The following is a 22,596-nucleotide window of genomic DNA, read 5'->3' on the forward strand; positions in this document are numbered from 1 at the left end:
ATCCGGTTTCCGGCTGCGCCATCCGGCGCGGCCGGATTTTTACCTGAAGGCCCTGTCTGCGAAAGCCATGCCGATGACCACCATGCTCTCCAGCGACCTGCCGCTGCCCAAGATCGGACGCGGCAAGGTGCGCGACATCTACGCCGTCGACGACGACCGCCTGCTGCTCGTCACCACCGACCGCATCAGCGCCTTCGACGTGGTGATGGGCGAGACCATTCCGATGAAGGGCGCCGTGCTGACGCAGATCAGCGCGTTCTGGTTCAATGAGCTCGAAGGCGTGGTTCCGCATCACATGATCAGCGCGGACACCGACGAGATCGTTGCGGCCGTGCCGGCGTTGAAGCCGCACCGCGCCGAGATTCTCGGCCGCGCCATGCTGTGCAAGCGGACCACCGTGTTCCCGATCGAATGCGTGATCCGCGGCTATCTCTCAGGCTCCGCCTGGAAGGAATATGCCGCGAGCGGCACGCTGGCCGGCGAGAAGCTGAAGGCAGACCTCGTCGAAAGCGAGAAGCTGGAGCCCGCGATCTTCAGCCCGGCGACCAAGGCCGAGAGCGGCCATGACGAGAACATCACCATCGCCAGGATGCGCGAAGTGGTCGGCGACGAGGTCGCCTACACGCTGGAGAGCATGACGCGCGCGATCTACACGCTCGGCGAGGAGCTGGCGCGCGAGCAAGGCATCATCATCGCCGACACCAAGTTCGAGTTCGGCCGCGACAAGGACGGCCGCATCATCCTGATCGACGAAGTCATGACGCCGGATTCCTCGCGCTTCTGGGCGGTGGATGCCTACAAGCCCGGCCAGCCGCAGGCGAGCTTCGACAAGCAGCCGCTCCGCGATTATCTCGACGTCGAACGCCGCGCCGGCCGCTGGAACGGCGACGCCCCGCCGCCTCCACTGCCGGCCAGCGTCGTCGATGCAACCAGCAAACGATATCTGGAAGCGTATCGGCGCGTGACGGGCGAAGAGCTGAAGATTTAGCGCGCACCTTGTCGATCGGGCGCGCCGCGCTCGTCTCAGGCGTCCGACGGCACGATGCGTTTGGCGGGGATGGATGGATGACCCGCTTCATCGCCGGGCGCGCCATCCGCATCCAGGGCCAGCAGGAGTTCGGCAACCCGGTTGGCGGAGGCGGTCCATTCCGCGAGCTTGGCATAATTGTCCGTGAACCAGTTGAACGCGGTCTGGACCACGACGAATGCCGCTGAAGCCTGAACCACCTCGCCCAGCGTCATCGTGTCGCCAAGATACTTGGGGAGGCAAAGCAAGAGGCCGACCACCGGCGTCACCAGCAGACCCGTATAAGTCACCAGCGTCATCCGCATCAATTGCCAGCAGTAGATTCGCCAGATCGCAATCACGGCTTTCAAGGCGGCGCCAACGGCGTGGCGGCCATTCATGCCGGCCTCCTGCACCACCTTGCCTTCGCGGGTCTCGCGCACATGTGTTCCAATCGCCCGCAGTTCGGCTTCCATGCGCTTGTTTTCCTCGATGACCCGCGTCAGACGGCCGGCCGTCAGCCAGATGCCGATCACCAGCAGCGCGGAATACGCGATCACGGCGAGGACGAGGTAACCGGGAATCGCAAAGGCGATACCGTCGAAATTGATTTCCAGACTGCCGCCGACCGACCATAGCACCCCGACGAACGTTGCAATCGTGAGCACCGATTGAAGCAGACCGGTTGCCAGATCGATCGGGAGGTCCGTCGCGACCTTGGCATCCTCGGCGATGCGATACTCCGGTGCCTCGTGATGTCCCTGGATTGCGTTGCGCCTCGGAAGACGATCATCTGCCAGCCAGTCGCTATAGAGGCTGTTGCTCAGCCACTGGCGCCAGGAACGCTGCAGGGTCATGCGTGCCCACACCGAGAACACGGTCAGGGCAATGCTCGCCGCCGCCAGCGGCAGAAACCGGAACGCCTGGGACAGAAGCTCCGCCTGGTCCTTCCGGCCAATGGCGTTGAAGAAGTCACGATTCCAGAAGTTGAGTCCGTATTGCGTCAGGAGCTGCAGGATGACGTTGACGATCAGCGCGACTACCAGAAGCCACGCTGTCCACGCCGTTGGTCCGCGCCAATATCCCGAGGCGCTCTGCCAGAAGCGGCCTAGAAGTTGCTTTTCACCCGGAACGAAAGAGATCCTCGTCAGCATTCGCGAGCTGCAATCTTGCGCGCGCGCCACCATATGATGTCGCTCGCGCCAGACTATGCCGTCTCGCCCGAGGTCTCTTGATCTGCGTCAAGCGAGGCCGGCGGCTACACTCCCGCCATCATCACGTATTTGATCTCGACATATTCTTCGATGCCGTGATGTGAACCTTCGCGCCCCAGGCCGCTTTCCTTGACGCCGCCGAAGGGCGCGACCTCCGTGGTGATCAGGCCGGTGTTGACGCCGACCATGCCCGACTCCAGCGCTTCGGCGACGCGCCAGACGCGGCCGAGATCGCGGGAATAGAAATAGGAGGCCAGACCGAACGGCGAGGCATTGCACATCGCGATGACGTCGGCCTCGTCCTTGAAGCGGATCACCGGCGCGAGCGGGCCGAAGGTCTCCTCCTGCGACACCAGGGAGTCCGGCTTGACGTCGGCCAGCACGGTCGGCTCGAAGAACGAGCGTCCGAGCTCGCTGCGCTTGCCGCCGGTGACGACCTTGGCGCCGCGCTTCACGGCATCGGCGATGTGGCGCTCGACCTTGTCGATCGCCTTCATGTTGATCAAGGGCCCTTGCGTGACGCCGCTCTCGGTGCCGTCGCCGATCTTCATCGCCGCGACCTTCTTCGACAGTTTTTGCACGAACTCGTCGTAGATCTTGTCCTGGGCGTAGAGGCGGTTGGCGCAGACGCAGGTCTGGCCCATGTTGCGGTATTTCGAGACGATCGCACCTTCGACCGCCGCGTCGATGTCGGCATCGTCGAACACCACGAACGGCGCATTGCCGCCGAGCTCGAGGCCGAGCCGCTTCACGCCGACCGAGGCCTGCTGATAGAGAATCTTGCCGACCGCGGTCGAGCCGGTGAAGCCGACGAAGCGCACGGCCGGATGCTCGCACAACACCTTGCCGATCGGCGCGGCATCGCCGGTGATGATGTTGAAGACGCCCCTGGGCACGCCGGCCTTCTCGGCAAGCGCGGCGAGCGCCAACGCCGACAGCGGCGTCTCGTTGGCAGGCTTCAGGACCACGGTGCAACCGGCGGCGAGCGCCGGGGACACCTTGCGTGTGATCATCGAGTTCGGGAAATTCCACGGCGTGATCGCACCGCAGACGCCGATCGGCTGCTTGATCGCGAGCAGCCGCGCATCGGGACGTTGCGTCGGGATGGTCTCGCCATAGACGCGACGCGCCTCCTCGGCGAAGAACTCGACATAGGCGCCGCCGATATCGACCTCGCCGAGCGCCTCGGAGAGCGGCTTGCCCTGCTCGGAAGTGAGGATCAGCGCGAGGTCCTCGCGATTGGCGATGATCAGCTCGAACCATTTGCGCAGGATGTTGGAGCGCTGCTTGGCGGTGTGCTTGGCCCAGGCTGGAAAGGCGCGCTCGGCGGCTTCGACCGCCTTGGTCGTCTCCTCCGCACCAAGCTGCGGAACCTTGGCGAGCTCGACGCCGGTGGCGGGATTGTTGACGGCAAAGACCGGCGTGCCGACCCAGGCGCCGTCGATGTAGCAGGCCTCCCTCAAGAGCGACGGATCCTTCAACCGGTCGCGCAAATTGGACGTGGCTTGCGGGGCGCGTGCGGCGGCAGTCGGGGTCATGGCGTTTCTCCCTGGGGCGATCGGATCGGCCGCAATATAGGGACGGACGATGCGCAATGCACCGCCCTGCAACGCACGTCAGATGGCAGTTAAACTGGCAGCGGCCTTAGGCCGCGCCGCTCATGTAGGTCTCGCGGCGGCCGATCATGCGCTCGGCCGCCGCCTTGGCGTCAGCCTTCGTGGATGTCGCGCACGTCCGGTATTCCAGATCGGGAACGTCGGACCTGTCTCGGCGGCCGAACCATGACTTCGAGCCGACCGGCAGCAGCGCCAGCGCCTGCGCCAGATTGTCGACCGCGCCGAAGGAATAGAGTGCGCCGGTGCCGGCGATGCGGACCTCGTAAATGCCGGGCGAAATCGGCGCCTCCAGGTTCTCCCCGCGTCCCTGACGGGGATAGCGCTTCCATTCGCTCCAGGTCGAAATCATCTCAGGTCCCCCTTGCCACCCATCGACGGACGGCAACATTTGCATCAAGTTTTAATCGGCCCATGGATCGGACCGGGTGCTGAACGCAACAGCTCACGAAATGTTTCAGGCGTCCGAAAACTCGTGAAACATATCGCCTGGAGCCCCATCCAGGGTGAGGGCGACGTGTGGCCATCCACCGCAGATTGCGAAGGAGCGTCGCCGTTCAGCCCCGTTGTCGTCCTGCGTGAGGCCAAGACCGTCAAGTCACGACATCGCGACCGGCGCATGCGCGCAGATGCGCTTGCCGCGCCGGGCATGTGGGACGACAATCGATCGCTTCCAACGATAATCAAACCCGAGGAAACGCCATGCAAGGCAAAACACAGATCGATGAGATTCTGCGTCAGAAGAGCGAGGCCAAGGAGATTCCGGGCGTCGTCGCGATCGCCGCGAGCGGTAACGACGTGTTGTATCAGGGCGCATTCGGCCAACGCGACCTGTCCAAGCCCGACACGATGACCGATGACAGCGTGTTCTGGATTGCCTCGATGACGAAGGCGGTGACGTCAGCGGGCGCAATGCAGCTGGTCGAGCAGGGCAAGCTGTCGCTGGATGCGCCGATTGGCGATATCCTGCCCGATCTCGCCAATCCGCAGGTGCTCGAAGGCTTCGATGCCAACGGCGAGGCAAAGCTGCGCCCGGCGAAGGGACCGATCACGCTGCGCCAGCTCATGACCCACACCGCCGGCTTCTGCTACAATATGTGGAACGGCGATCTCGCGGTCTATCTGGACAAGACCGGCACGCCGGCGATCACCACCTGCCAGAATGCGGCACTGAAGACCCCGATCATGACCGATCCCGGCACGCGCTGGGAATACGGCACCAACATCGATTTCGTCGGCAAGGCGGTGGAAGCCGCCAGCGGCAAGCGGCTGGATGCCTACTTGCGCGACAATCTGTTCAACCCGCTCGGCATGAGCGACACGGCCTTCAGGATCACCGACGACATGCGCAAGCGCCTGGTCGGCATGCACGCGCGCGGCGAGGACGGCCAGTTGGCTGCCATCCCGTTCGAGCTCGAGCAGGAGCCGGAATTCCACATGGGTGGCGGCGGCCTCTATTCGACCGCGGCCGACTACATCAAGTTCACCCGGATGATCCTGAACAAGGGCCGCGGCAACGGCAACCAGGTGCTGAAAGCCGAGACCGTCGCGACGATGGGGCAGAACCACATCGGCGATCTCGCGATGGGCAAGATGACCACGGCGGCACCGATGTACACCAACGACGTCGATCTCTATCCGGAACAGGTGAAGAAGTGGGGCCTCAGCTTCATGATCAACACCGCGAAGACCGCCGAGGGGCGTAGCGCCGGCAGCCTCGCCTGGGCGGGCCTCGCCAACACCTATTACTGGATCGACCCGGCGCGCGACGTCACCGGCGTGATCCTGATGCAGCTGTTGCCATTCGCGGATGCGAAATGCCTGGAGGCATTCGCAGGATTCGAGCGCGGCGTTTACGCCGGGCTCGATGCTGCCGGAAGCGGGCAGAAGGCGGCGTAAGGGAGAGCCGAGCTTTCTCCCCCACGTCATGGCCGGGCTCGTCCCGGCCATCCACGTGCAAACGTGCGACACAAACACGTGTATGCCCGGGACATAGGCGAGCGAAGCGAAGCCGTCCTTGGGACGGCTATCCCCGGGCATGACGACGACGGAGAGACCGTCCCGAACATTTTTGAAGAAAGGATTTCGACTTGGCCGATAAAGCGGACAGCTACGTTTGCGGCATCTCGGACGCGCCGCTGCTCGGCGACACCATCGGTCGCAGCCTCGACCGGGCGGTGCGGCGCTGGGGCAATCGCGAGGCGCTGGTTTCGCCCAGCCACGGCGTCAGATGGACCTGGAGAGAATTCGCCGAACGGGTCGATGCGCTCGCCGCGGGCTTCCTCGCGCTCGGGCTCGAACGCGGGGAGCGGATCGGCATCTGGTCGCTGAACCGGCCGGAATGGACGCTGACCCAGTTCGCCGCCGCCAAAGCCGGCCTGATCCTGGTGACGATCAATCCGGCCTACCGGCTCAGTGAGCTGGAATTCGCGCTGAAGAAGGTCGGCTGCGCGGCGATCGTCACCGCGACGGCGTTCAAGACCAGCAATTACATGGAGATGCTCAACACGCTGCTGCCGGAGCTGGCGGGCGCCAGGCCCGGACAGTTGCAGGCGGCGCGATTGCCGGCCTTGCGGATGGTGATCCAGATCGGCGGCCCGGCGGCCTCAGGCACTGTCGCGTTCGAGGAGGTCGCGCGCATGGGCCGGGCACAGCATCGCGAGCAGCTTGCCGCGCTCGGCGCCGCCCTGCAATTCGACGACCCCGTCAATATCCAGTTCACCAGCGGCACCACGGGATCGCCGAAAGGCGTGACGCTGACCCACCACAACATCCTCAACAACGGCTATTTCACCGGCCGTGCAATGCGCCTGACCGAACAGGATCGCATCTGCATTCCGGTACCCCTCTATCATTGCTTCGGCATGGTGATGGGCAACCTTGCCTCGGTCACGCTCGGCACCACCATGGTCTACCCGGGCGAGGGCTTTGATCCGCTCGCGACGCTGCGTGCGGTCGAGCAGGAGAAATGCACCGCCCTGTACGGCGTGCCGACCATGTTCATCGCCGAACTCGATCACCCCGAGTTCAAGACGTTCAATTTGAAATCACTGCGCACCGGCATCATGGCGGGCGCGCCCTGCCCGATCGAGGTGTTGAAGCGCGTCAACACCGAGATGAACATGCGCGAGGTCACCATCGCCTATGGCATGACCGAGACCAGCCCGGTCAGCTTCCAGAGCGCAACCGACGATCCGCTCGAGCGGCGCGTCTCCACGGTCGGCCGCATTCACCCGCACGTCGAGGTGAAGGTCGTCGATCTCGAAGGCAAGATCGTCAAGCGCGGCGAACGCGGCGAGCTCTGCACCCGCGGCTACAGCGTCATGCTGGGCTATTGGGAGGAGAAGGAAAAGACGGCCGACGTGCTCGACGCCAGTGGCTGGATGCACACCGGCGACCTCGCCACCATTGACGACGAGGGTTATTGCAACATCGTCGGCCGCATCAAGGATCTGGTGATCCGCGGCGGCGAGAATCTCTACCCGCGCGAGATCGAGGAGTTTCTGTACCGTCACCCCAAGATCCAGGACGTGCAGATTTTTGGCGTCGCCGACACCCGCTACGGCGAGGAGCTCTGCGCCTGGATTCGCGTCAGGCCGGGCGAAACGCTGACGGCCGAGGAGGTCCGCGCCTTCTGCGACGGCCAGATCGCCCACAACAAGATCCCGCGCTATGTCGAGTTCGTCGACGAATTCCCGATGACCGTGACGGGGAAGATCCAGAAATTCGTGATGCGTGACGCGGTGGAGCAGCGGCTGGGATTGAAGGCGGCGAAGACGGCGTGAGGGGCAGAGTGCCCTTGCCACACCAAAACTGCCATTCCCCGCGAAAGCGGGGAATCCGGTAGGCAGCGGCTTCTCAATAGGCAACTGGCGTTTCGGAGCACTGGATCGCCCGGTCAAGCCGGGCGATGACAGCAGAGGATGAGGCGCGACTTCGGCTACGCGGTCAGCCCGCGCTGCTGCGCCAGCTCCTTGAGCGAGACCTGCGGCCGCGCGCCGATGTGCTGAATCACCTCGGCGGCCGCGAGCGCGCCGAGCTCGCCGCACTGCTTGTAGGCAAGATTACGCGCCAGGCCATAGAGGAAGCCGGCAGCGAAGAGGTCGCCGGCGCCGGTGGTGTCGACCACCTTGTCGACCGGGAATGCCGGGGCGGCGACGGCGTCCTCCACCGAGACCACCATGCAGCCCTTCTCGCTGCGGGTGACGACGCCGAGATTGACGTCGTTGCGCAGCTGCTTCAGCGCCGTGTCGAAGTCTGAGGTCATGTAGAGCGAATGCAGCTCGGACTCGTTGGCGAAGACGATGTCGACGGTGCCGTCGCGCATCAGGCCCAGGAACTCGTCGCGATAGCGATCGACGCAGAACGAATCCGACAGCGTCAGCGCGACCTTGCGTCCGGCCACGTGCGCAATCCTCGCCGCCTTGAGAAAGGCTTCCTTGGCGGCCGGCGGATCCCAGAGATAGCCTTCGAGATAGACGATCCTGGCAGCGGCGATCTCGGCCAGATTGATATCGGCGGGCGACAGGTCCTGCGCCGCGCCGAGATAGGTGTTCATGGTGCGCTCGCCGTCGCCGGTGACCAGGATGTAGGAGCAGCCGGTGGCGGGGCCGTCCTTGGCGGCAGGCGTGTTGAAGGCGACGCCGGCGGCGCGGATGTCATGGACATAGAGGTTGCCGATCTGGTCGTCCTTGACCTTGCCGACATAGGCGGCGCGTGCCCCCAGGCTGCCGATGCCGACGATGGTGTTGGCGGCCGAGCCACCCGAGACTTCCGTGGCCGGACCCATGTCCTTGTAGATGGCGGCCGCGCACGCCTCGTCGATCAACGACATGCTGCCCTTGGCCATGCCATGCTTGGCCAGAAAGGCCTCGTCGGTCCTGACCAGCACGTCGAACAGCGCGTTGCCGATGCCGAGAACGTCATATTTCGCGTCAGCCATTCACCTTGATCCTGCTTGCCGGATTGCGATACCCGGGGAAATCCGCTTCCTGTCGGCCTGAAATCTGCCTCGCGGCCTATCACGACCGAGCCGGCGCGGGCAAGCAACGGTATTCTCGAGAGCAATGATCCGCTCCTTCCTCACCGTCTCGACGGGAACATTGGCCTCGCGGCTGCTGGGTTTTGCCCGCGATTCCATGATCGCGGCGCTGCTCGGTACCGGCGCCGTCGCGGACGCGTTTCTGGCGGCGTTTCAGCTCGTCAACGTGGTGCGCCGGCTGCTCAGCGAGGGCGCGCTGAACGCGGCGCTGATCCCGGCCTGGCTGCGCGTCAGGGACCGCGACGGCGCGGCGGCCGCAGCGGCGTTCGCCGGGCGCGTGCTCGGCACGGTCAGCGCGGCCCTGATCGCGATATCGATCCTGATCGCATTGTCGATGCCGCTGGTTATCACGGTCATCGCGCCGGGATTCCTTGGCAGCGGCACGCTCGATCGCGCGGTCGAGAGTGCGCGGCTGATGCTGCCCTACCTCGCCTTTGCCGGCCCCGTCACCGTGCTGATGGGGCTGCTCAATGCGCAGGGCCGCTTCGCGCTGACGGCGTTCTCGCCTCTGTTGTTCAACATCGCGCTGATCGCCGCGATCGCGGTGTTGCTCGCCTGGCATGCTGACGCCAGTTTCGCTGCGTGGATGTTGGCGGCCACCGTCGGCATCGCCGGCCTGCTGCAACTCCTGATGCTGCTGTCGCAGCGAAGCGCACATCTTGCGACGCCGCTGCGCGCAAGTTTCGACAAGGAGATGCGCGGCTTCTTCGCCAAGGCGATCCCCGGCATGATCGCAAGCTCGGGCCCGCAATGGCTGATCGTCGCGGGCGCGATCATCGCCTCGGCAACACCATCCGCCGTATCCTGGCTCTATTTCGCCAACCGCTTGATCGAGCTGCCGCTCGGCATCGTCGGCGTCGCCATGGGCACGGTGCTGGTGCCGGAGCTGACGCGCGCCGTGAGCAGCGGCGATCGGGATGCTGTGGCGCATGCCGAATCGCGCGCGCTGGAGCTCGCGGCCGGGCTGGCGCTGCCCGCGACGCTCGGCCTGGTCGTGCTGGCCGAGCCGATCGTACGGCTGTTGTTCGAGCATGGCGCGTTCGGCGCGGGCGACAGCGCGGCCACCGCGCATGCGTTGATGTGGCTGGCGCTTGGACTGCCGGCGCATGTGCTGATCAAGGCGCTATCGCCGGCCTTTTATGCCCGCAGCGACACGATGACGCCGCTGCTGGCCACGGCCAAAGGCTTTGTGGTCGCAGTCGCGCTTGCCGTCCTGCTCGGCCACCTCTTCGGCACGAGCGGGATCGCCGCAAGCATCGCGGCCGGCGCCTGGAGCAGCGCGCTCTCGCTGCTCCGCAAGGGCACGAGCAAGTTCGGCTTCTCGGTCGATGCGAGCGCCCGCAAGCGGCTGCCGCGGATCCTGCTCGCCGCCGCTGCCATGGGCACTCTGCTCTGGCTGACTGCAGGCCTTGTGCCGGCCGGAGCCCATGGCTTCATCGATTTCATCGTGCTCGGCGCGCAGATCGCGGCCGGAATCGCCGTCTACGGCCTGCTGCTGCAGATCCTCGGAGCGGCGTCCTGGCGCGAAGCGGCCCTTGCCCTGAAGCGGCCTGTCCCGCACGACCGGCACGACTGACCTCGCGAATTGCCCTTGACGGGGCAGCGCCGCTGTTGGAAACGACGGCCGAATAGCTTCAGGAAGGCTTGCCAGGAAAACTAACCATGCCATTCGTTGAACGGGTCTTTTCGGGCGTCCAGCCGACGGGCAATCTGCACCTCGGCAATTATCTCGGCGCGATCGTCAACTTCGTGAAGATGCAGGAAACCCACAACTGCATCTACTGCGTCGTCGACATGCACGCGATCACGCAGGGCGTCGACGTCTGGGGCGGCCCGGCCGAGCTCACGCGCAGCACCCGCGGGGTGACCGCCGCGTTCGTCGCTGCCGGCATCGATCCCAAGAAGCACATCGTGTTCAACCAGAGCCAGGTCTCGGGCCATGCCGAGCTGGCCTGGATCTTCAACTGCGTCGCACGCATGGGCTGGCTCGGCCGCATGACCCAGTTCAAGGAGAAGGCCGGCAAGGACCGCGAGAATGCGTCCGTTGGCCTGTTCGACTATCCCGTGCTGATGGCCGCCGACATCCTGCTGTACCGCGCCACCCACGTTCCGGTCGGCGAGGACCAGAAGCAGCATCTCGAGCTCTCGCGCGACATCGCGCAGAAGTTCAACAACGATTTCGGCGACTCCATCCGCAGCCAGGGTGCCAATGACGGCCTGTTCTTCCCGCTGCCGGAACCCCTGATCACGGGCCCGGCGACGCGCGTGATGAGCCTGCGCGACGGCACCAAGAAGATGTCGAAGTCGGACGCCTCCGACAATTCGCGCATCAACCTCACCGACGACGCCGACACCATCGCGCAGAAGATCCGCAAGGCGAAGACCGATCCGGAGCCGCTGCCGACGGAGGAAAAGGGCCTGGAAGCCCGCCCCGAGGCCGACAACCTCGTCGGCATCTTCGCTGCGCTCTCCGGCCGCTCCAAGGCCGAGGTGCTCCGCGATTTCGGCGGCGGCCAGTTCTCCAGCTTCAAGAACGCGCTGGCGGAACTGTGCGTCACCAAGCTCGCGCCGATCGCCGGCGAGATGAAGCGCCTCGTGGCCGACCCCGGCCATATCGACGCGATCCTCATCGACGGCGCCGACCGAGCCCGTGCCATCGCCGACGAGACGATGAAGCTCTCCAAGGACATCGTCGGCTTCATCCGCCGGCGCTAGAACCGGTCGGCGCCAGGCGCCGACCGCGTCTCCTCTCCCCAAGCGGGAGGGAGTGTGGCAGCATGCGGTCATGCACTCGCCGGGACATGCATGACCAGCAAGCGACTTTGTTTCGAGCCGGGTCACAAGCCCAAATGCCTCGTCGTCGTCGACGACACCGCTGAATGGGATCGCGCGGTCTACTATGCCAGCCGCTGGGCGATCCGCGCCGGCGGCGGCGTGGTGATGCTGCGCATCATCGAGCCCGAGCAGCAGAGTCAGGAATGGCTTGGCGTCGCCGACATCATGCGCGCCGAGGCGCATGAATCGGCGGAGGCCGCGCTCGACCGCGCCGCCGGCCGTGCCAACGGCATCGCCGCGATCACGCCGGAACGGGTGATCCGGGAGGGCGCACCGATGGAACAGTTGCTGGCGGTGATCGATGAGGACCCCGACATCGCGATGCTGGTGCTCGCTGCCAGTCCCGGCGCCGAAGGACCGGGCCCGCTGGTCTCATTGCTCGCGCATGAGCTGGGCACATTCCCGGTGCCGGTGACCATCATTTCCGGCGCGCTGAGCGACCAAAGCGTGGATTCGCTGTCGTAGGCCCCCTGTCTGGGAGGCGGCATGTCGTTTGCTCGTCGTGCCCGAGCTTGTCCCGGCCATGACGCCTGGAGATTTCGGCACCCTAACCTACTGATATGACAGCGAAACAGTTCCCTCTCCCCTTGATCGTGCGTTCCCCGTCGCCATCTGCTAGTGGATAGGGCACGCGCCGGCCTTGAACCGGCGACGTCTGGAGAGAACCATGTTCATTCAAACCGAAGCCACCCCCAATCCCGCCACGCTGAAGTTCATTCCCGGCCGCGTCGTGGTCGACGGCAGCCCCGTCGAGTTTTCGAGCCGCGAAGCCGCAGGCCGTTCGCCGCTCGCCGAAAAGCTGTTCGACGTGCCCGGCGTCACCGGCGTGTTCTACGGATCGGACTTCATCACCGTAACCAAGGCGGGCGGTGAATGGCAGCAGCTCAAGCCCGCGATCCTGGGTGCCATCATGGAGCACTACATGTCGGGCGCGCCGCTGCTTGCCGACGGCACGGCGCAAGGCGACGCCGATCTCGACGACGAGGACGAGTTCTTCGATGAGGCCGACGCCGAGACGGTCGACATGATCAAGGACCTGATCGAGACCCGGGTGCGGCCGGCGGTCGCCAACGACGGCGGCGACATCACCTTCCGCGGCTTCAAGGACGGCATCGTCTATCTCAACATGAAGGGCGCCTGCTCCGGCTGCCCGTCATCGACGGCGACGCTCCAGCACGGCATCCAGAACCTTCTCAAGCACTTCGTGCCCGACGTGGTCGAAGTCCGGCCGATGTGATTAGAGCGCGAATGGCGAGTAGCGAATGGCGAATGGAACTCCGATCGGCTAGACTGCTCGCTATTCGCCACTCGCCATTTGCTTTTTCATGCTGATCCTCGCCATTGATACCGCGCTCGACGCCTGCGCGGCCGCCGTGCTCGACACCGAAACGGCCGAACTGCGCGCGCAGGAATCGCTGCTCATGAAGCGCGGCCACGCCGAGGCCCTGATGCCGATGATCGCGCGGGTGATGCAATCGGCCAATCTCGCCTTCACCGCGCTCGATCGCATCGCCGTCACCGTCGGTCCCGGAAGCTTCACGGGCCTGCGCGTCGGCATTTCGGCGGCGCGCGGCCTTGCGCTCGCGGCCGAGCGGCCGGCCGTCGGCCTGACCACCTTATCGGCCTATGCCGCCGCCGTCGTGGGCCAGAGCGGAGCGGCGCCCGTGCTCTCCGCAATCGATGCGCGGCACGATCACGTCTATTTCCAGATCGTCGCCGGCGACGGCAGCCAGCTGGTGCGACCTAAGGTCGCCAGCATCGACGAGGCGATCGCGGCCTCGCAATTCGGCGCGCCGCATCTGGTCGGCAACGCCGCAAGGATCCTCGCCGATCGCTGGCCGAAGGATGGACCACAACCTGTTGCGGTCGACGCGCAGCCCGCGCCCGATATCAGCTGGATCGCCTGGCTCGGTGCGGCGGCCGATCCCGACACCACGCCGGCGCGGCCGTTCTATCTGAAGGCGCCCGATGCAAAGCCGGCGGCACAGAAGCCGCTCGCAGCGCAAGCCGCAACCTCATGATGGGATGGCTGTCGAAGTGGTGGCACGACGGCAGCGCCGTCGTCGAGCCCGCGACCTTGCGCGACGCCGCGCGGCTCGCGCAGCTGCACGGCGCCTCCTTCGCGCACGGCTGGGGCGAAGGCGAGTTCGAGAGCATGATCAGCGAGCGCAACACGCTGGTGCATCGCTTGCGTCTCGGCCGCAAGACGATCGGCTTTGCGGTGTCGCGGATCGGCGCGGACGAAGCGGAAATTCTCTCGATTGCGGTGGACGGGGCTTATCGCGGCCGCGGCCTCTCCCGCACGCTGCTGATGACCCATCTCGGCCACCTCGCCGGACGCGGCGTGCGCACAATATTTCTCGAGGTGGAGGAAAATAACCAGCCGGCGCGGCGGCTCTACGATCGGACCGGATTCGTGGTGGTCGGGCGCCGCGATCGCTACTATAAGCAGCCCGACGGGGAACAATTGAACGCCCTTCTGATGCGACGTGACTTGTCGTAACATCGGTGGCAGAAAGCGCCCGCCAGGCAGACAACGCTATGACCACACTGAAACCTTCCTCTGCATCCAAGACCTCCGATATCGAGGCGCGCTGTGCCGCCACGGGCATGCGCATGACCGAGCAGCGCCGTGTCATCGCCCGCGTGCTCGCGGAAGCGATCGATCATCCCGATGTCGAGGAACTGTACCGGCGCTGCGTCGCGGTCGACGACAAGATCTCGATATCCACAGTCTATCGCACCGTGAAACTGTTCGAGGATGCCGGCATCATCGAGCGCCACGATTTTCGCGAGGGCCGCGCGCGCTACGAGCAGATGCGCGACAGCCATCACGACCATCTCATCAATCTGCGCGACGGAAAGGTGATCGAGTTCACCTCCGAGGAGATCGAGAAGCTCCAGGCCGAGATCGCCCGCAAGCTCGGTTACCGTCTGGTCGACCACCGGCTCGAGCTCTATTGCGTGCCGCTCGACGACGACAAGCCGACAAATTGATGAACATATCTTTCGGCGAGCTCTCTTCACCTCTCCCCGGCGGGGAGAGGTCGATTTGCTCCTGGCGATGCGAAGCATCGTCCAGCGCAAATCGGGTGAGGGGACTCAGGTCCCTCGTGAGAGCGAAACCCCTCACCCGCGCCTTTGGCGCGACCTCTCCCTTCGGGAGAGGTGGCACCGTCGACGCGGCAATGACTCAGCTCAATTTCGTCAAGTTGTAGCCAGTGCCGATCGACCTCATCATCTTCGATTGCGACGGCGTGCTCGTGGACAGCGAGGTGATCTCCTGTCGCGCGCATGCCGACGTGCTGACGCGTCACGGTTATCCGATCACCTCGGAGCAGGTGTTCGAACGCTTCCTCGGCCGCTCGACGCGGCAGGCCAATCTCGAGATCGAGACCGAGCTCGGCCGCAAGCTCCCCGAGGCCTATCACGGCGACCTCCAGGACGAGCTGTTCCGATCGTTCGAGGCCGACCTGGAAGCGATCCGCGGCATCCACGATGTGCTCGATGTCGTCACGCAAGCCGTCTGCGTCGCCTCGAGCGGCTCGCACCAGCGCATGCGCGTGAGCCTGGGAAGCACCGGGCTCTACGAGCGCCTGGCGCCGAACATCTTCTCGGCCTCGCAGGTGAAGAACGGCAAGCCGGCGCCGGACCTGTTCCTGTTCGCGGCGAAGCAAATGGGCGTACCACCCGAGCGCTGCGTCGTGATCGAGGACAGCCTTGCCGGCATCGCCGGCGCCCGGGCGGCCGGCATGACCGTGTTCGGCTTCTGCGGCGGCAGCCATTGCGGCAACGGCCACGCCGAGACCCTGCGCCAGGCTGGCGCCGACCTGACCTTTGCCGACATACATCAGCTGCCGGAGCTGGTCCGGCGGAAGGTAGCCGCGGCCGAGCTTCAGTCGTGAAGAGCGTATCGACACCATGGACGAGCAACACGAAATCGCTCTGATCGGCGCCGGTGACGACGAAAGGGCAGTATTCACAGAGTACGAAATCGGTCCTGCCTGCAAGCTGACTTGCGCTTATCGCGGCAAGACGATCGAAGCGGAGGCCTCCGATTTTTTCGAAGCGCTATGCTTGGTCCGCCGTCAGCTCGAGCCTGAGGGGCTCATCCCGTTCTGTTACGGAGCCAGCCTCAATGTGTATCCATCCGGAATGGCCAGGGACATGGGAGCGGGGCTGAAGGCATATCGGCTGAAGAAAGGCGTCCATACGCGCATGGCTGACCTCGTCGAAATCTTCACAACCGGGCCCGATGTGATCCCGGCCTCGGTCGACGCGCAGGAAGAGTTTTTTCGGGAATGGCTCGCCACCCCTCGCGTGTAACGCTGAATCCACGCGAAGCGAGGCCCATTCCGCGGGGTTTTGAAGCTGATTCCGGGTTTAGCGCCTCCGGGGCGCCCCGGAATGACAGCCCAAATGGCCCATCCGCTGGATTTTCGCCCCTCCAGCCTATATCTGAGGGTCGTCCTCCACCTCCATTTTCGGGTTCCATGACGCCGCCGCGCAAGCTGCACATCAAATCATATGGCTGCCAGATGAACGTCTACGATGCCCAGCGCATGGTGGATACGCTGGCGCCGGAAGGATTCGTGGAGACGGCGAGCGTTGAGGACGCCGACCTCGTCATCCTCAACACCTGCCATATCCGCGAGAAGGCCTCGGAAAAGGTCTATTCCGAGCTGGGCCGCCTGCGCGTGGCCAAGGACGAGGCCGCGCGTGGGGGCCGCACGATGCAGATCGCGGTCGCGGGTTGCGTGGCGCAGGCCGAGGGCGAGGAGATCGTGCGTCGGGCACCGGTGGTCGACGTCGTGGTGGGACCGCAGAGCTACCATCATCTGCCTGAGCTCTTGAAACGCGCCGGCAACGAAGGCCGCGCGATCGAGACCGAATTTCCTGCCGAGGACAAGTTCGGCTTCCTGGCCCAGCCGAAGCCCGATGCGATCCGCGCGCGCGGCATTTCAGCGTTCGTGACGGTGCAGGAAGGCTGCGACAAGTTCTGCACCTTCTGCGTCGTGCCTTACACGCGCGGCGCCGAAGTCTCGCGCCCGGTATCGAAGATCGTCGATGACGTGAAGCGGCTCGCCGACAACGGCGTGCGCGAGCTCACGCTCATCGGGCAGAACGTCAACGCCTATCACGGCGACGGGCCGGACGGGACGAGCTGGCCGCTCGGCCGGCTGCTCGAGCATCTGGCGAAGATTCCCGGCATCGCGCGGCTGCGTTATTCGACCAGCCATCCGCGCGACGTCGACGACAGCCTGATTGCAGCCCATCGCGATCTCGGTGCCCTGATGCCGTTCGTGCACCTGCCGGTGCAATCGGGCTCGGACCGGATTCTGGCGGCCATGAACCGGAAACATACCGCCGATGATTACCTCGGGGTCATCGACCGTTTCCGCACTGCGCGCCAAGACATTGCTTTTTCATCAGATTTTATCGTCGGCTTCCCGGGTGAGAGCGAACAAGATTTTCTCGCCACCCTCGCGCTTGTCACGCAAATCGGCTACGCTGCGGCTTATTCGTTCAAATACTCCGCCCGGCCGGGAACGCCGGCCGCGGACATGCAGGAGACGGTATCCCCCGCCGAGATGGACCAGCGATTGGAGCGGCTCCAGGAACTGATCGACAGCCAGCAATCGGCCTTCAACAAGGCCGCGATTGGCTCAACGGTCGATGTGCTGTTCGAGCGTCCGGCGCGCAAGGAGGGCCAGATTGTCGGCCGCACCGCGTACCTCCAGCCCGCCCATGTGATGGCCTCGCCCGACATCATCGGACAAATCCTGCCGGTCCGCATCGACAGCCTCGAACGCTACAGCTTTCTCGGCGAGCTCGTGACGCCGCGCAACGCGCGCGAGCCCGCTTTATCGCAAGCCATTGGAGCCTGAACCCTTGCCCAAAAGCGCATCGGATTCGTCTTCGTTCGCTCCCAGCCGCAAATTTGACCGCGACATGCAAGTTCCGCCCGAGACTCAGGTCGTCATCGATTTCGACGACAACCGAGCCGCTTCCGCCCTGGTCGGCCCCTACGGCCAGCATCTGGCGCAGATCGAGCGGCGGCTCGGCGTGGTCGTCGATTCCAAGGGCAATCACATCACCATCGGCGGCACCCGCGACGGCTGCGACGCCGCGCGGCGCGTGCTGGAGATGCTCTACACGCAAGCCGTGAAGGGGCAGGATCTCGACCAGGGCGAGGTCGAAGGCGCCATCCGCGCGGTGATCGCGCAGGGCTCGCTGTTCGAGTTCGACGCCAAATCGGCCAAATCCACCTTCGACAGCATCAACCTGCGCAAGCGCCCGGTGCGCGCGCGCACGGCCGCACAGGATTCCTACATCCGCGCGCTGAAGCGGCACGAGCTGGTGTTCGGCGTCGGCCCCGCCGGCACCGGCAAGACCTGGCTCGCCGTCGCCCATGCCGCGCAGCTGTTCGAGCGCAAGGAGGTCGATCGCATCATCCTGTCGCGTCCGGCGGTGGAAGCCGGCGAGCGGCTCGGCTTCCTGCCCGGCGATCTCCGCGAGAAGGTCGATCCTTATCTGCGGCCGATCTATGATGCGCTCTACGACCTCATGGATGCGCGCATCGTCGAGCGCGCGCTTCAGACCGGCGAGATCGAGATCGCGCCGCTCGCCTTCATGCGCGGCCGCACGCTCACCAACGCCGCCATCATCCTGGACGAGGCCCAGAACACCACGTCCATGCAAATGAAGATGTTCCTGACGCGTCTCGGCGAGAACAGCCGCATGATCGTGACAGGCGATCCCTCGCAAATCGACCTGCCGAACGGCCAGACCTCGGGCCTGGCCGAGGCGACCCGCCTCTTGAACGGCGTCGAAGGAATTGCCCAGGTTCATTTCAAGGCCGAGGACGTGATCCGCCACGAACTCGTGGCGCGGATCGTCTCCGCCTACGAAGGTTCGCCGCAGCGGCCGGCCACCGGTCAATCCTGACGAGGCAACACCGGACCCAGAGGCGCGAGCACGGCGCCTTTCGTCCCAGACAACACAATGTCCCATTCCAACCTGCCCATGACCGAGGTCCTCGTCGTCGCCGATTGCTGGCAGCGCGAGCCTGATTCCGAAGCCGTGATCCAGCGCGCGGTGGCGGCAGCCGCCGAGAGCGTCGACGAAGACGTTGCCGACGCGGAAGTGGCTGTGATGCTGACCGATGACGCCGGCATCCGCACCCTCAACAGCAACTGGCGCGGCATCGACAAGCCGACCAACGTGCTGTCGTTCCCCGCGCTCCAGCCGGAGGGCGGGTGGAAGCCGGGCGATGCGCCGCGCATGCTCGGCGACATCGCGATCGCCTATGAGACCATGCGGCGCGAGGCCGACGAGGAACAAAAGCCGTTCGATCACCATTTGAGCCATCTCGCCGTGCACGGGTTCCTGCACCTGATCGGCTACGATCACGAGAACGACGGCGACGCCGAGGAGATGGAAGCGCGCGAACGTGAGATCCTGGCTCATCTCGGCATCCCCGATCCCTATGCCGACCGCCCGGGGACGCATTGAGATGCCGGATTCCGATCCGATCCAGGACAATCCGCGCAACACGGCCAATTTGCCGGCCGTGGTGACACAAGGCGAGGTGATACGCCCGGCGGCCGACAGCTGGCTGCTGCGCGCGATCCGGACGCTGTTCGGCTGGAAGGCGGGATCGGTCCGCGACGACCTCCGGGTCGTGCTCGACGCGACGACGCCCGACGACACCGGCTTCTCGGCCGTCGAGCGCACCATGCTGCGCAACATCCTCGGCCTGCACGAGCGCCGTATCGCGGACGTCATGGTGCATCGCGCCGACATCATCGCAGTGAAGCGCGACATCCCGCTCGGCGAATTGATGGACCGCTTCGAGAGCGCCGGTCATTCCCGCCTCGTTGTCTTCAACGAGACGCTCGACGATCCCGTCGGCATCGTCCACATCCGCGACCTGCTCGCCTTCATGACGGCGCGCGCCCGCGTATCGGAAACCACCAAGACCAAGCGAAAAAAGCCGCTGCCGGCCGGGCTCGACCTGCGCGCCGTCGATCTCGCGCTGCCGCTTCATGATGCGAACATCATCCGCAAGCTGCTCTACGTGCCGCCGTCGATGCGGGCGATCGACCTGCTCGCGCAGATGCAGGCCACGCGCATCCATCTGGCGCTGGTCGTCGACGAATATGGCGGCAGCGACGGGTTGGTCTCGATCGAGGACATCGTCGAGCAGATCGTCGGCGAGATCGACGACGAGCACGACAGCGACGAGCCGCCCTCGATCGTGCGCCTGCCCGACAACGCCTTCATCGCCGATGCCCGCGCCAGCCTCGACGACGTCCGCTCGGTGATCGGCGAGGACTTCGTCACCGGCGAAGCCGGCGAGGAGGTGGAGACGTTGGGCGGCTATCTCGTCAGCTTCGTCGGGCGCCTGCCGGTGCGCGGCGAGGTGATCTCGGGTCCCGGCACTTACGAGATCGAGGTGCTCGATGCCGATCCGCGCCGTGTCAAGCGGTTGCGCATCTCGACGCGGAAGGAGCGCCCCGCACCCCGCACCCAGCGCGAGAGCCGGCGCCGTGAAGCGACGCCGGAGAGTGGACAACCGCCGGCCAGCGACACGCCCACGCCGCCACCGAGCGACGGGGTCGGCCCGCAGTGAGTCCATCGCAGCGTCTTCGGCAGATTGCGCTTGCCATCATCCTCACCTGGGGATGGCAGCGTGCTGTCATCGCCATGGCGGCCGGGGCGCTGTCGGTGCTGGCACTGGCGCCGTTCAACCTCTTCCCGGTGCTGTTCGTCACCTTCCCGGTGCTGGTCTGGCTGATCGACGGCGCCGGCGCCGGCCGATATGGCGGCATCCCCGCCGCCGCGTTGACCGGCTACTGGTTCGGGCTCGGCTATTTCGTGCCCGGCCTCTACTGGATCGGCTACGCCTTCTTCGTCGACGCCGACGTGTTCGCCTGGCTGACGCCGTTCGCCGTGCTGGGCCTGCCGGCCTATCTGTCGATCTTCACGGCGATGGGCTTTGCGCTCGCGCGCCTGCTCTGGACCAAGAACGCCACGCGCGTGCTTGCGCTCGCAGCGAGCCTTACCATGAGCGAATGGCTGCGCGGTCACGCACTGACCGGCTTTCCCTGGAACGCGTTCGGCTACGCGCTGTCCGAGCCGCTGCCGCTGGCGCAGACGGCGTCGCTGATCGGCCTGTGGGGCATGACGTTCCTGACGGTTGCGATCTTCGCAAGCCCGGCGACGCTGATCGACCGCACGCCCGATCGCCGCCTGCCTTGGCGCGTGCCGGCGGCCGCCGTCGCGCTTCTGATGGTCATGAGCATCTTCGGCGCAATCCGCCTGTCGCTGCATCCAACCACGATGGTCTCAGGCGCCAAGCTGCGCCTGATGCAGCCGAACCTCCAGCAGGACGCAAAATTCAACTACGCCGCGAAGACGGAGGTGATGAAGAAGTACCTCGCGCTGTCGGACCGCGCCTCCGGCCCGCAATCGACCGGCGTGCGCGATGCCACCATCCTGATCTGGCCGGAATCCGCCTTTCCGTTCTTCCTGACCCGCGAAGCCGACGCGATGGCGCAAATCGCCGAGCTGCTGCCCAAGGGCACCGTGCTGATCACGGGGTCGGTCCGCGCGCCCGACCTGCCGCGGGGCACTCCGATCACGCGCGCCTATAACTCGATCTACGTGATCGATCACGACGGCAGCGTGCTCGCTGTGTACGACAAGGTGCATTTGGTACCGTTCGGAGAATTTCTCCCCTACCAGGCGTTGATGGAGAAGCTCGGTTTCGAGCAGCTGACGCGTGTGCGCGGCGGCTTCATCGCCGGCAGCGTGCGGCATGCGCTGCCGGTCCCCGGCGTACAGCCGGCACTGCCGCTGATCTGCTACGAAGCCATCTTTCCCGGCGAAGTGGCTGGACGCAACGAACGTCCGGGCTGGATCGTGAACCTCACCAACGACGGCTGGTTCGGCATCTCGACCGGCCCCTATCAGCATCTGGAGCAGTCGCGGATGCGCGCGATCGAGCTCGGATTGCCGCTGGTCCGCTCCGCCAATACCGGCATCTCCGCGGTGATTGATCCGGTCGGACGCACGGTCGCGAGCCTCGGCCTCGGCCTCGAAGGCATTTTGGATGCAAACCTGCCGGCCGCGATCTCGCCGACCGTCTATGCACGGGTGGGTGATGCGCCCGCAGCCATGCTCGTCGCAGTGGCCGTGCTCCTGGCGGTCCGCCGACGTGTCGCCAAGCGTCAGCCCTGATCGCGCCGCCACCGAAGTGGCCGGAATCCTTTGACAACCGTAGTCCCACGGTTGACAGACTGCACGCGGGCTCCCCATTCTGCACCGGCTGCGAAAAGACAGCGGTGCGTTGCTAAATTTCTCCGCAATGTTTCCCAATAACGGTGTTTGGTTTTGACGGATGCTGCACCCGAGGCATGCTTGATGATTGCGCCGAAGGTGATGTTTGGAGGGCTGAGGAAATGTCGAAAGCGCCCAACCCTGTTGACAAATATGTCGGCAGTCGCGTGCGCATGCGCCGCATCATGTTGGGCATGAGCCAGGAGAAGCTCGGTGAAGCTTTGGGCCTGACTTTCCAGCAGGTCCAGAAATACGAGAAGGGCACCAACCGGGTCGGCGCGAGCCGCATCCAGCAGATCGCCGAGATTCTCCAGGTGCCGGTGTCATTCCTGTTCGAAGGCGGCCCGAGCGGCGTGCCGGGTCCGGATGGCTTCAGCGAAGGCGCCTCGCCCTCTTACGTCTCGGACTTTCTCGCGACCTCCGAAGGGCTCGCCTTGACCAAGGCGTTCACGCGAATCACCGATTCGAAGATGCGGCGCTCCATCGTCGATCTCGTCGAGCAGATTGCGGCTCGCGAAGGCCCCGACAAGCGCTGAAGCGCCG

22 protein-coding genes are annotated in these 22,596 nt (G+C 65.2%); 18 read left to right on the forward strand and 4 right to left on the reverse strand.

From position 1 onward, the window contains the following. The first annotated feature begins 73 nt into the window (after positions 1 to 73). Positions 74 to 988, forward strand: coding sequence for a phosphoribosylaminoimidazolesuccinocarboxamide synthase (locus ACSHT2_RS19885; protein ID WP_440642880.1), 915 nt, complete (start codon positions 74 to 76; stop codon positions 986 to 988). A 35-nt stretch (positions 989 to 1,023) separates the two neighbouring features. Here ACSHT2_RS19885 and ACSHT2_RS19890 read toward each other — a convergent pair whose 3' ends face one another. The 3 genes from ACSHT2_RS19890 to ACSHT2_RS19900 form a co-directional block, all read right to left on the reverse strand. Next, the gene (locus ACSHT2_RS19890) at positions 1,024 to 2,160 is read right to left on the reverse strand and encodes an SbmA/BacA-like family transporter (RefSeq protein WP_440635969.1); all 1,137 of its coding nucleotides are present in this window, start codon (positions 2,158 to 2,160) and stop codon (positions 1,024 to 1,026) included. A gap of 104 nt (positions 2,161 to 2,264) precedes the next feature. Next, positions 2,265 to 3,758 carry an NAD-dependent succinate-semialdehyde dehydrogenase gene (locus tag ACSHT2_RS19895; RefSeq protein WP_440635970.1) on the reverse strand — a complete coding sequence of 498 codons (1,494 nt, stop codon included), beginning with the start codon at positions 3,756 to 3,758 and terminating at the stop codon, positions 2,265 to 2,267. Positions 3,759 to 3,864: 106 nt separating this feature from the next. After that, positions 3,865 to 4,185 (reverse strand): hypothetical protein, encoded by a 321-nt coding sequence (locus tag ACSHT2_RS19900; protein ID WP_440635972.1) that lies wholly within the window; start codon positions 4,183 to 4,185, stop codon positions 3,865 to 3,867. Positions 4,186 to 4,535: 350 nt separating this feature from the next. Between ACSHT2_RS19900 and ACSHT2_RS19905 the strand changes: the two genes are divergently transcribed. Both ACSHT2_RS19905 and ACSHT2_RS19910 read left to right on the forward strand, forming a co-directional pair. After that, a complete protein-coding gene (locus tag ACSHT2_RS19905; protein ID WP_440635973.1) occupies positions 4,536 to 5,732 on the forward strand; it encodes a serine hydrolase domain-containing protein in 1,197 nt (398 codons plus the stop codon). Between the two features lie 191 nt (positions 5,733 to 5,923). Further along, positions 5,924 to 7,618, forward strand: a complete 1,695-nt coding sequence (locus ACSHT2_RS19910; protein ID WP_440635975.1) for an AMP-binding protein — start codon at positions 5,924 to 5,926, stop codon at positions 7,616 to 7,618. Positions 7,619 to 7,773: 155 nt separating this feature from the next. Here the strand turns inward: ACSHT2_RS19910 and ACSHT2_RS19915 are convergent, their stop codons facing one another. Beyond that, the gene (locus tag ACSHT2_RS19915; RefSeq protein ID WP_440635977.1) at positions 7,774 to 8,775 is read right to left on the reverse strand and encodes an adenosine kinase; all 1,002 of its coding nucleotides are present in this window, start codon (positions 8,773 to 8,775) and stop codon (positions 7,774 to 7,776) included. Between the two features lie 124 nt (positions 8,776 to 8,899). Here ACSHT2_RS19915 and murJ point away from each other — a divergent pair, with 124 nt between their 5' ends. The 15 genes from murJ to ACSHT2_RS19990 all read left to right on the forward strand — a co-directional run bounded on the left by murJ (position 8,900) and on the right by ACSHT2_RS19990 (position 22,589). Next, positions 8,900 to 10,450, forward strand: coding sequence for a murein biosynthesis integral membrane protein MurJ (gene murJ / locus ACSHT2_RS19920; RefSeq protein ID WP_440635979.1), 1,551 nt, complete (start codon positions 8,900 to 8,902; stop codon positions 10,448 to 10,450). A gap of 86 nt (positions 10,451 to 10,536) precedes the next feature. Next, complete coding sequence (gene trpS, locus ACSHT2_RS19925; protein ID WP_440635980.1) at positions 10,537 to 11,589, forward strand: tryptophan--tRNA ligase; 1,053 nt, start codon at positions 10,537 to 10,539, stop codon at positions 11,587 to 11,589. Positions 11,590 to 11,679: 90 nt separating this feature from the next. Next, positions 11,680 to 12,174 carry a universal stress protein gene (locus ACSHT2_RS19930; RefSeq protein WP_319333088.1) on the forward strand — a complete coding sequence of 165 codons (495 nt, stop codon included), beginning with the start codon at positions 11,680 to 11,682 and terminating at the stop codon, positions 12,172 to 12,174. Positions 12,175 to 12,376: 202 nt separating this feature from the next. Continuing rightward, the gene (locus tag ACSHT2_RS19935; RefSeq protein ID WP_440635982.1) at positions 12,377 to 12,946 is read left to right on the forward strand and encodes a NifU family protein; all 570 of its coding nucleotides are present in this window, start codon (positions 12,377 to 12,379) and stop codon (positions 12,944 to 12,946) included. A gap of 88 nt (positions 12,947 to 13,034) precedes the next feature. Next, positions 13,035 to 13,730, forward strand: a complete 696-nt coding sequence (tsaB, locus tag ACSHT2_RS19940) for a tRNA (adenosine(37)-N6)-threonylcarbamoyltransferase complex dimerization subunit type 1 TsaB (protein WP_440635983.1) — start codon at positions 13,035 to 13,037, stop codon at positions 13,728 to 13,730. Further along, positions 13,727 to 14,212 carry a ribosomal protein S18-alanine N-acetyltransferase gene (gene rimI / locus ACSHT2_RS19945; RefSeq protein WP_440635985.1) on the forward strand — a complete coding sequence of 162 codons (486 nt, stop codon included), beginning with the start codon at positions 13,727 to 13,729 and terminating at the stop codon, positions 14,210 to 14,212. The genes tsaB and rimI overlap by 4 nt, the downstream gene beginning before the upstream one ends. A 38-nt stretch (positions 14,213 to 14,250) precedes the next feature. Next, positions 14,251 to 14,706: a Fur family transcriptional regulator gene (locus ACSHT2_RS19950; protein WP_440635987.1), complete on the forward strand. Its 456-nt coding sequence runs from the start codon at positions 14,251 to 14,253 to the stop codon at positions 14,704 to 14,706. Positions 14,707 to 14,930: 224 nt separating this feature from the next. Next, the gene (locus ACSHT2_RS19955) at positions 14,931 to 15,614 is read left to right on the forward strand and encodes an HAD family hydrolase (RefSeq protein ID WP_440635989.1); all 684 of its coding nucleotides are present in this window, start codon (positions 14,931 to 14,933) and stop codon (positions 15,612 to 15,614) included. A gap of 16 nt (positions 15,615 to 15,630) precedes the next feature. Next, complete coding sequence (locus ACSHT2_RS19960; protein ID WP_440635990.1) at positions 15,631 to 16,035, forward strand: hypothetical protein; 405 nt, start codon at positions 15,631 to 15,633, stop codon at positions 16,033 to 16,035. 167 nt (positions 16,036 to 16,202) lie between these two features. Next, on the forward strand, positions 16,203 to 17,597 hold the full coding sequence (gene miaB, locus ACSHT2_RS19965) for a tRNA (N6-isopentenyl adenosine(37)-C2)-methylthiotransferase MiaB (protein ID WP_440635992.1): 1,395 nt from the start codon (positions 16,203 to 16,205) through the stop codon (positions 17,595 to 17,597). Between the two features lie 64 nt (positions 17,598 to 17,661). Continuing rightward, positions 17,662 to 18,657: a PhoH family protein gene (locus ACSHT2_RS19970; protein WP_440635994.1), complete on the forward strand. Its 996-nt coding sequence runs from the start codon at positions 17,662 to 17,664 to the stop codon at positions 18,655 to 18,657. Between the two features lie 57 nt (positions 18,658 to 18,714). After that, positions 18,715 to 19,224, forward strand: coding sequence for an rRNA maturation RNase YbeY (ybeY, locus tag ACSHT2_RS19975; RefSeq protein ID WP_440635996.1), 510 nt, complete (start codon positions 18,715 to 18,717; stop codon positions 19,222 to 19,224). Between the two features lies 1 nt (position 19,225). Beyond that, a complete protein-coding gene (locus tag ACSHT2_RS19980; RefSeq protein ID WP_440635997.1) occupies positions 19,226 to 20,344 on the forward strand; it encodes a hemolysin family protein in 1,119 nt (372 codons plus the stop codon). Further along, the gene (gene lnt / locus ACSHT2_RS19985) at positions 20,341 to 21,954 is read left to right on the forward strand and encodes an apolipoprotein N-acyltransferase (protein WP_440635998.1); all 1,614 of its coding nucleotides are present in this window, start codon (positions 20,341 to 20,343) and stop codon (positions 21,952 to 21,954) included. The genes ACSHT2_RS19980 and lnt overlap by 4 nt, the downstream gene beginning before the upstream one ends. 221 nt (positions 21,955 to 22,175) lie before the next feature. After that, a complete protein-coding gene (locus ACSHT2_RS19990) occupies positions 22,176 to 22,589 on the forward strand; it encodes a helix-turn-helix domain-containing protein (RefSeq protein WP_007603895.1) in 414 nt (137 codons plus the stop codon). Positions 22,590 to 22,596 lie beyond the last annotated feature (7 nt).

Source organism: Bradyrhizobium sp. PUT101 (assembly GCF_052043945.1).
GTDB lineage: Bacteria > Pseudomonadota > Alphaproteobacteria > Rhizobiales > Xanthobacteraceae > Bradyrhizobium.

Coding starts and splice junctions, on each gene's coding strand:
- ACSHT2_RS19935 (WP_440635982.1), top strand. CDS start 12,377: ATGTTCATTCAAACCGAAGCCACCCCCAATCCCGCCACGCTGAAGTTC.
- trpS (WP_440635980.1), top strand. CDS start 10,537: ATGCCATTCGTTGAACGGGTCTTTTCGGGCGTCCAGCCGACGGGCAAT.
- ACSHT2_RS19950 (WP_440635987.1), top strand. CDS start 14,251: ATGACCACACTGAAACCTTCCTCTGCATCCAAGACCTCCGATATCGAG.
- ACSHT2_RS19980 (WP_440635997.1), top strand. CDS start 19,226: ATGCCGGATTCCGATCCGATCCAGGACAATCCGCGCAACACGGCCAAT.
- ACSHT2_RS19885 (WP_440642880.1), top strand. CDS start 74: ATGACCACCATGCTCTCCAGCGACCTGCCGCTGCCCAAGATCGGACGC.
- ACSHT2_RS19930 (WP_319333088.1), top strand. CDS start 11,680: ATGACCAGCAAGCGACTTTGTTTCGAGCCGGGTCACAAGCCCAAATGC.
- tsaB (WP_440635983.1), top strand. CDS start 13,035: ATGCTGATCCTCGCCATTGATACCGCGCTCGACGCCTGCGCGGCCGCC.
- ACSHT2_RS19970 (WP_440635994.1), top strand. CDS start 17,662: ATGCAAGTTCCGCCCGAGACTCAGGTCGTCATCGATTTCGACGACAAC.
- ybeY (WP_440635996.1), top strand. CDS start 18,715: ATGTCCCATTCCAACCTGCCCATGACCGAGGTCCTCGTCGTCGCCGAT.
- ACSHT2_RS19895 (WP_440635970.1), bottom strand. CDS start 3,758: ATGACCCCGACTGCCGCCGCACGCGCCCCGCAAGCCACGTCCAATTTG.
- ACSHT2_RS19905 (WP_440635973.1), top strand. CDS start 4,536: ATGCAAGGCAAAACACAGATCGATGAGATTCTGCGTCAGAAGAGCGAG.
- ACSHT2_RS19990 (WP_007603895.1), top strand. CDS start 22,176: ATGTCGAAAGCGCCCAACCCTGTTGACAAATATGTCGGCAGTCGCGTG.
- ACSHT2_RS19890 (WP_440635969.1), bottom strand. CDS start 2,160: ATGCTGACGAGGATCTCTTTCGTTCCGGGTGAAAAGCAACTTCTAGGC.
- murJ (WP_440635979.1), top strand. CDS start 8,900: ATGATCCGCTCCTTCCTCACCGTCTCGACGGGAACATTGGCCTCGCGG.
- rimI (WP_440635985.1), top strand. CDS start 13,727: ATGATGGGATGGCTGTCGAAGTGGTGGCACGACGGCAGCGCCGTCGTC.
- ACSHT2_RS19960 (WP_440635990.1), top strand. CDS start 15,631: ATGGACGAGCAACACGAAATCGCTCTGATCGGCGCCGGTGACGACGAA.
- miaB (WP_440635992.1), top strand. CDS start 16,203: ATGACGCCGCCGCGCAAGCTGCACATCAAATCATATGGCTGCCAGATG.
- ACSHT2_RS19915 (WP_440635977.1), bottom strand. CDS start 8,775: ATGGCTGACGCGAAATATGACGTTCTCGGCATCGGCAACGCGCTGTTC.
- ACSHT2_RS19900 (WP_440635972.1), bottom strand. CDS start 4,185: ATGATTTCGACCTGGAGCGAATGGAAGCGCTATCCCCGTCAGGGACGC.